This is a genomic window from Gilliamella sp. W8136 (assembly GCF_016101285.1).
GTDB classification, from domain to species: domain Bacteria; phylum Pseudomonadota; class Gammaproteobacteria; order Enterobacterales; family Orbaceae; genus Gilliamella; species Gilliamella apicola_N.
The window spans coordinates 1-238 of record NZ_JACFQU010000074.1; the positions used below are offsets into that span (position 1 = coordinate 1).

At 29.8% G+C, this 238-nt stretch carries 1 protein-coding gene; it reads left to right on the plus strand.

Going from position 1 to position 238, the window contains the following annotated elements:
• The coding region (locus H3T96_RS14700; RefSeq protein ID WP_198248703.1) for a hypothetical protein at window positions 1–222 on the plus strand (222 nt) is incomplete at its 5' end.
• Window positions 223–238 lie beyond the last annotated feature (16 nt).

The window sequence follows — 238 nt, forward strand, 5'->3', positions numbered from 1 at the left end:
CAAAAAATTATTGAAATCGATAATAATTTAGCTTGGTATCGTCATCAGCTCCCTCCTGTTTGGGAATATAATAAGCAAATTCAAATTCGTTTAGAACAAATTCTTACCCCAGTACAAAAACAAGCAGCTCAAAATGAGTTAGCTGAGTTAAAAACCAAAATTATTGATTGGAATTATAATCGTTGGAAAAGGCAAATTGATGATTTTCATCCTAAACCTTAATTTTTTGAAATATGCT